The organism is Pseudarthrobacter xylosi, from assembly GCF_055412765.1.
Genome location: NZ_JBVAYT010000015.1, coordinates 34,283 through 40,326 on the forward strand (window position 1 = coordinate 34,283; position 6,044 = coordinate 40,326).

Genomic DNA, 6,044 nt, shown 5'->3' on the forward strand with positions numbered 1-6,044 from the left:
CCTAGGTGTCCAGCAGGTTTTCGTAACCCTCCGCCACAGTGGTGGCAGTGAATTCGATAACCTCGAACTCGGCCACACCGTTGCTGTAGAAGGGGTCCCTGGCCAACGCAGCATCCAGGGTGGTTCGGTCGGCCTTGGACAACAGCACGCCGCCCACCGCCGGAACCAGTCGTCCGGACGCAAGGAACACGCCGTCGTCGAACGCCTGCTTAACCCAGGCCATGTGCGCGGGGCGGTGATAGTCCACAATGTCTTCGGGCACCTTGTAGGTCAGCGATACAACAAACATAAAGCCAGCCTACTCGGACGGGTCCAGGGGTACTGGTGCGTCACTTGAACGCTCAACCACGCTCTGCTTCTAGAATGGACGCATGACCGAAACGCGCTGGCTCAACGCCGACGAACGACGTGCCTGGCTGGCACTCCTGAGCATCAACACGTTGCTGCCGGCTGCCCTGGACAACCAGCTCCACACCGCCGGCAAGGTGTCCCTGTTCGATTACAACGTCATGGCCATGCTGTCCGAAGCTGAGGGCCGTTTCCTACCGATGAGCCAGCTGGCCGCCCGCACCAGTTCGTCGCTGTCACGGCTCTCGCACGTGGTCTCCAAACTGGAGAAACGCGGATGGCTGGAGCGGCGTCCGCACCCCCGCGATGCCCGGGTCACCACCGCACACCTGTCCGACGTCGGGATGGCCACTTTGGAAGCGCTCGCACCAGGGCACGTGGAGGCAGTCCGCACCAAGTTCCTGGACGCCCTCACCGACCGCGACGTCAATGACCTCGCCCGTATCGGCGAAAAGATCGTGGCCCGGCTGGACGATGACCACTGGATCCTGCGTGAGACTGAAAACCGGCAATAAGCCGTCGCTCTGACGGCCACCGTCCGGACAGGCTCCGCCTTGGTTGCTCCCGGCAACAGATGAAAGACTGACGCTATGGACTTTTCGACCCGGTATGTAGCGCTTGGCGACTCCTTCACGGAGGGGGTCGGGGATGACGACCCCAGCCGTCCCAACAGTGTCCGCGGCTGGGCGGACCGTGTGGCGGAGCAGCTGGGCGCGGCGGATCCCGGCTTCGGCTACGCCAACCTGGCCATCCGCGGCAGGAAGCTCCGCCAGATCATGGCAGAACAGGTGGACGCCGCCGTCGAGCTTAACCCCACCTTGGTGACCATTTACGCAGGTGCCAACGACATTCTGCGGCCCAGGATCGACATCGACGATCTCCTGGCGGAATACGACGCCGGCATCCGCAAGCTGGCGGCCACCGGCGCCACCGTGGTGATGTTCACCGGCTTTGACGCGCGCGGCTCCAAGGTTTTCAGCACCATGCGCGGCCGCACCGCCATCTACAACGAACTGGTCCGGGGCATTGCCGGGGACCACGGTGCGTTGCTGGTGGATTACTGGCGCTTCAATGAGTACTACGACTGGGGCATGTGGGCCCAGGACCGGATGCACATGTCCGCCGCCGGGCACGCCAACATGGCCAAACGGGTCCTTACCGTCCTGGAGCACGACCACTCGATCGAAGTCCCGCCCATGACCCCGGTGCCCGAGCTGAACCGGGCCGAAGCCCTCCGCGCCAACGCCCGCTGGGTCCGCGAATTCGCCGGGCCGTGGGTGGTCCGCCGTGTCACCGGCAAGTCCTCGGGTGACGGCCTGGCGCCCAAGTACGCACAGTTCAGCCGCCTCTAGCGGCCGAATTCCCTAGCTGCGGAGACCCTGGCTGCGAATTCCCTAGCTGCGGAAGCCCGGTGTGGCCAGCAGTTCCCCGTCCGCAAGAACCGCCAGCACCGCAATGTCCCAGCCGTCGGTGGCCCTGTCCAGCATCGTCCTGCCGCCGGCCACGATCGCCGTGGCGAGGACGTCCGCCGTCGTGATGTCCGCAGCCGCAACCGATACCTGGGTGAACGCCGAGGCGCCCCTGGACCGGCCCCAAATATGGTCGCCCCTTTCCGTGGAGCCGGAGGTCGCCAATGCCGCATGCCGCTGACCCAGCGGATAGCAGGCCAGCAGGGCGCCACGGTCTGCGGGATCCACGATGCCCGCATCCCAGGGTGCGTTGCTTCCAGGCACCGGCGAACCGCTCACAAGCACGTCGCCGCCCGCGTTCAGACACCAGTCCGGACGCCCGAGCGCCAGCAGCGAGGTGGCTGCCTCCTGGATCGCGAAAGCCTTGATGAGACCGGAAAGGTCCAGCGCGCCGTCGGGCCTTTCCGGGGTGAAGGCACCTTCGGTGCGCAATCGCCAGCCCAGAGCCTCGTTGTACCGCTCGCGCATGACCGCCGACGCGTCCCGCAGCGACAGTTCGCCACGGGCAATGGTGCTCGCTTCAGAGTCGGCACGGTACAGGCTGAACGTCTGGTCCAGGTCCAGAAACAGGCGTTCGACGACGGCGGTGGCGGCTGCCAGTTCGTCCTCCTGCACGTTCCCTTCCACGGCCGGGTTCACCGGCACGGTCAGGCTGATGACAGTGCCCATGCTGCGGAATGTCCTTGCTTTCACTGGTGGCCAGCCCGCCTGGATTCCGGGGTTCCTAGAGGTTCGCGGCATCGATGGCTGCCTGCAGGGACGTGAGGTAGGCGCTGCTTGTGACGGTGGCGCCGCTGATTGTCTTGACCTCGGAAGACTGGGCGGCCAGGACTTCGGACCGGAGCAGGGGCGCAGCGCGGTTGCTGATCTGGATTGATTTTCGGTCGCCGTCGGTCAGTTGGAGTGCCGTGACATCGGTAATGGTCCCTGCCTGCACGGTGATCTGCACCTGAACGGAGCCAAACCGCGTCGACACCACAGCGCCGTCGTACGTGCCGGCCGCTGCCGGCGCTTTGGTGGAACCGGAGGCTCCGCTGGCACCGGGGACTCCTGTGGACCCGACACTTCCGGACCCGGCCGCGCCGGTCCCTCCGGTGCCGGTTGCCGCCGGCGCGGCGGCGACCGAGCTGCGGATTTCCGCTACCTGTGCACCGGCCTGCCAGCCGGCCAGGAGGATGCCGGCCGAGGCCAGCGCCGCCGAAACTGCTCCCCGTGCCCTCACCAGTCGAACCTTTCATGATGGATCTGTTCCGGACCGACGCCCGCGGCCCGGGCATCGGCGATGACGTTCCGGGCCCAGCTTGCCGGGCCGCAGATGTAGACGTCCGAATCGGCGATATGGGGGACATAGGACTGGATGTTGTAGCCGTTGCGGGCGGCGGGCTCAGGCAGCCAGCTGTGGTCATCCCACCAAGCCCGGGGACCTGTCAGATGGAATAATTCGGCTCCGCGTTGTTGGCAGAGCGCCAGGATCTCGGATCCAAGGTAAAGCTCCTGTTCGCTGTGACCCCGCAGCAGGACAGTGGCGTCGCCGGGGGCAAAAGGGGTGTCTTCCAAAAGGGCGCGCAGCGGTGTGATGCCGATTCCTGCTCCGATCATCACTACTTTGTCCCGCGTCCGGGCCGCGGTGCTGAACAATCCGTACGGTCCTTCCACAAGGACTTTGGTGCCGGGCCGCAGCCTGGCAAGCTGCGCGGATCCGCGGCCCAGGTTGCGGACGGTGATCCGAAGCGCGGACCCACGCACAGGTCCAGACGCCAGCGGCTCGGCCGACATGCTGAAGGGGTGCGGATGCCACCACAGGCCCGGGGCGAGGAAGCGCCAGATAAAGAACCGCCCGCCGTTGCCGGCCAGCCGATCCAGCTGCAGCCCGGACATCTCGATGTTCACCACGCCCGGGGCCGCCATGGTCACGCGGCTGACCGTGAGCCGGTGTCGGGCCGAGGCCGCCACCGGCTGCACCAGGCGGAAGTACACGAGGGCCAAGCCGGTGGCGACGCAGATGGCCAGCCAGTACCAGCGCTGCCACGTCCCCTCCGCGAAGAGCCCGCCCACACTGAACTGGTGGGGGAGGGAGGTGCCGACGGCGGCGTACGTCAGCAGGTGCACCGCGTACCAGAATTCGTAAGGGAAACGACGCCGGACGGCCACCAGCGAGGTGGCTACCACGGCGATGAACAGGGCCATGGATATATAGGCCAGCCACATGTCCGGGACCAGGACCCAGAGGGCAACGGATTCGCTGAGGGGGTCCAGGCCTTCGGCCAGCCCGTAGCCCACCGCGACCAGGAGCCCATGGGCCAGCAGGAGGTACAACGATGGTTTGCCGAGCGACCGGTGGAATTCCAGGGCACGGTCGTGGCCAATTGTCCGGTCAACGAAGGGAATGCGGGCCGCCAGCAGGAGCATCAACAGGACCAGGTCCATGCCCGCCAAACCTGCCACGATCCCCAACGCTGTAAACGCGGTGGCGGGCGAATTGATGACTGTTGCGCCGCCGTCGGCCAGCCACAACGCCACGGCGGCGGACACCGATCCCCAGGCGATGACCGTCAGCGCATCTGTGCGGAGCCGTCGCCGGCGATATTGTCCGGCGAATCGACCCGTCCGCGGAGGGCGGCCCGGCGTTGCGCGCGGATCATTGTGACCGGAGCGGCGTGGAGCCCTGGTAGCCGGACGGAGCTTTGTTGTCATGCTTCAACGGTGAGCTTCAAAGCTTTCATTCAGCTGTGAAACTGCCGGTTGGCCGGCTATGAATACTCTGCTGAAAAGCGGCCCCGGTGCGGTGCCCTTATACACCGTCCGAGCCCGGATTGGTCTTTAATTGCGTGAACTCGTAGACTTGGTGAGCGCTAAGTGCGCGGAGCGTGCGCAATTGCTCCGGTGGCCCGGTAATTTTCTCCAGGGTAGCCGGTAGTTAGGGGCTCAAGTTGCGTGACTAACCGTTCACCCTGATCACTTTGGGTCGCACTCAGCCGCATGATCCTGCAGCAGATATGCGGATCATTACATTCAATTTTTGAGGAGAAGTCATGGCAGCACACTGCCAAGTGACCGGAGCCGAGCCGGGCTTTGGGCACAGCATTTCGCACTCGCACCGTCGCAACAAGCGTCGGTTCGATCCGAACATTCAGAAGAAGCGCTACTGGGTTCCGTCCCTGCGCCGTAACGTCACTCTGCAGCTTTCTGCAAAGGGCATCAAGACCATCGACGTGCGCGGCATCGACGTTGTCGTCGCCGCCATCCTTGCTCGGGGAGTGAAGCTCTAATGGCTAAGGACAAGGACGTACGTCCGATCATCAAGCTCAAGTCGACTGCGGGCACGGGTTACACCTACGTGACGCGGAAGAACCGTCGTAACGACCCGGACCGTATGGTTCTGAAGAAGTACGATCCCAAGATCCGTCAGCACGTCGAATTCCGAGAGGAGCGCTAAACACATGGCTAAGAAGTCAATGATCGCAAAGAACGAACAGCGTAAAGTCATCGTTGAGCGTTACGCTGCAAAGCGCCTCGAACTGAAGAAGGCTCTGGTTGACCCCAACTCGACCGACGAAGTTCGCGAAGCTGCACGCCTCGGCCTGCAGAAGCTTCCCCGCAACGCGTCGCCCGTCCGTCTGCGTAACCGCGACATCATCGACGGCCGTCCCCGCGGTACCTTCCAGAAGTTCGGTATCTCCCGTGTTCGCTTCCGCGACATGGCTCACCGCGGTGAGCTCCCGGGCATCACCAAGTCTTCCTGGTAATCCAGCACCGCTGATTCCAGCTGCTTGAGAAGGACCGGCAACCGTTTGGTTGCCGGTCCTTCTGCGTTTAAGGCTTGCCGTGGTGGTGCTCTTCCTGTTGATCGAGCCCTGCCCGGTGGCCGAGCTTGGCGAGATCCCGCGCTGTATTAGCCGTTGTGCTGCAGCCCACAAAACTGAAGTACGACGGCGGCGCCCGGTTTTGGGTGCCAATGCCGGCTCTGGGCCCGGAATGGCGGGGTTGGGGCCTTGCGTGTGGGTGGATTTGCGGTGGGGGTTGGGTGGGTGTATTGTTTTCTAAGTCGCCGCGAGGGGAACAGCGAAGAGCTGGTTACCGCGGGCGGCCAAACCCCCTAATTCAAGACCAAATGTTGGTTGTTCTTTTGAGCGCCTTTGTTTGGTGGGGATGTGTTTTCTGCTGGTGCGGGTCCTGGAATATGGATTTGCGTCGGGGCGGGAAACCGGGTAAGTTTGAAAAGTTGCT

Annotated in this window: 9 protein-coding genes; 5 read left to right on the forward strand and 4 right to left on the reverse strand. The window is 64.1% G+C overall.

The window, feature by feature from the left end; genetic code table 11:
• Position 1 precedes the first annotated feature (1 nt).
• Positions 2-289 (reverse strand): YciI family protein, encoded by a 288-nt coding sequence (locus ACZY1F_RS20655; protein ID WP_463944302.1) that lies wholly within the window; start codon positions 287-289, stop codon positions 2-4.
• An 82-nt stretch (positions 290-371) separates the two neighbouring features.
• On the opposite strand from ACZY1F_RS20655, the gene ACZY1F_RS20660 reads away from it, so the two are divergent.
• Together ACZY1F_RS20660 and ACZY1F_RS20665 are read left to right on the forward strand one after the other, a co-directional pair.
• Positions 372-863, forward strand: coding sequence for a MarR family winged helix-turn-helix transcriptional regulator (locus tag ACZY1F_RS20660; protein ID WP_463944303.1), 492 nt, complete (start codon positions 372-374; stop codon positions 861-863).
• 75 nt (positions 864-938) lie between these two features.
• Entirely contained in the window at positions 939-1,700 is a 762-nt protein-coding gene (locus ACZY1F_RS20665; RefSeq protein WP_463944304.1) for an SGNH/GDSL hydrolase family protein, read from the forward strand.
• Between the two features lie 42 nt (positions 1,701-1,742).
• Here ACZY1F_RS20665 and ACZY1F_RS20670 read toward each other — a convergent pair whose 3' ends face one another.
• Genes ACZY1F_RS20670 through ACZY1F_RS20680 form a run of 3 tightly spaced genes read right to left on the reverse strand, consistent with a single transcriptional unit; the run spans position 1,743 to position 4,511 of the window.
• Positions 1,743-2,486: an FAD:protein FMN transferase gene (locus ACZY1F_RS20670; RefSeq protein WP_463944305.1), complete on the reverse strand. Its 744-nt coding sequence runs from the start codon at positions 2,484-2,486 to the stop codon at positions 1,743-1,745.
• A 55-nt stretch (positions 2,487-2,541) separates the two neighbouring features.
• Positions 2,542-3,039 (reverse strand): FMN-binding protein, encoded by a 498-nt coding sequence (locus tag ACZY1F_RS20675; RefSeq protein ID WP_463944306.1) that lies wholly within the window; start codon positions 3,037-3,039, stop codon positions 2,542-2,544.
• Entirely contained in the window at positions 3,036-4,511 is a 1,476-nt protein-coding gene (locus tag ACZY1F_RS20680; protein ID WP_463944307.1) for a ferredoxin reductase family protein, read from the reverse strand. The genes ACZY1F_RS20675 and ACZY1F_RS20680 overlap by 4 nt, the downstream gene beginning before the upstream one ends.
• Positions 4,512-4,849: 338 nt before the next feature.
• On the opposite strand from ACZY1F_RS20680, the gene rpmB reads away from it, so the two are divergent.
• Genes rpmB through rpsN form a run of 3 tightly spaced genes read left to right on the forward strand, consistent with a single transcriptional unit; the run spans position 4,850 to position 5,563 of the window.
• Positions 4,850-5,086 carry a 50S ribosomal protein L28 gene (gene rpmB, locus ACZY1F_RS20685; RefSeq protein ID WP_056342125.1) on the forward strand — a complete coding sequence of 79 codons (237 nt, stop codon included), beginning with the start codon at positions 4,850-4,852 and terminating at the stop codon, positions 5,084-5,086.
• Positions 5,086-5,253: a 50S ribosomal protein L33 gene (gene rpmG, locus ACZY1F_RS20690; protein ID WP_013602737.1), complete on the forward strand. Its 168-nt coding sequence runs from the start codon at positions 5,086-5,088 to the stop codon at positions 5,251-5,253. The genes rpmB and rpmG overlap by 1 nt, the downstream gene beginning before the upstream one ends.
• Positions 5,254-5,257: 4 nt before the next feature.
• Complete coding sequence (rpsN, locus tag ACZY1F_RS20695; protein ID WP_026266887.1) at positions 5,258-5,563, forward strand: 30S ribosomal protein S14; 306 nt, start codon at positions 5,258-5,260, stop codon at positions 5,561-5,563.
• Positions 5,564-6,044 lie beyond the last annotated feature (481 nt).

Excerpts from the sequence above, each read along its gene's own strand:
- ACZY1F_RS20680 (WP_463944307.1), bottom strand. The coding sequence starts at position 4,511 with ATGACAACAAAGCTCCGTCCGGCTACCAGGGCTCCACGCCGCTCCGGT.
- rpmB (WP_056342125.1), top strand. The coding sequence starts at position 4,850 with ATGGCAGCACACTGCCAAGTGACCGGAGCCGAGCCGGGCTTTGGGCAC.
- rpsN (WP_026266887.1), top strand. The coding sequence starts at position 5,258 with ATGGCTAAGAAGTCAATGATCGCAAAGAACGAACAGCGTAAAGTCATC.
- ACZY1F_RS20655 (WP_463944302.1), bottom strand. The coding sequence starts at position 289 with ATGTTTGTTGTATCGCTGACCTACAAGGTGCCCGAAGACATTGTGGAC.
- ACZY1F_RS20660 (WP_463944303.1), top strand. The coding sequence starts at position 372 with ATGACCGAAACGCGCTGGCTCAACGCCGACGAACGACGTGCCTGGCTG.
- ACZY1F_RS20670 (WP_463944305.1), bottom strand. The coding sequence starts at position 2,486 with ATGGGCACTGTCATCAGCCTGACCGTGCCGGTGAACCCGGCCGTGGAA.
- rpmG (WP_013602737.1), top strand. The coding sequence starts at position 5,086 with ATGGCTAAGGACAAGGACGTACGTCCGATCATCAAGCTCAAGTCGACT.
- ACZY1F_RS20665 (WP_463944304.1), top strand. The coding sequence starts at position 939 with ATGGACTTTTCGACCCGGTATGTAGCGCTTGGCGACTCCTTCACGGAG.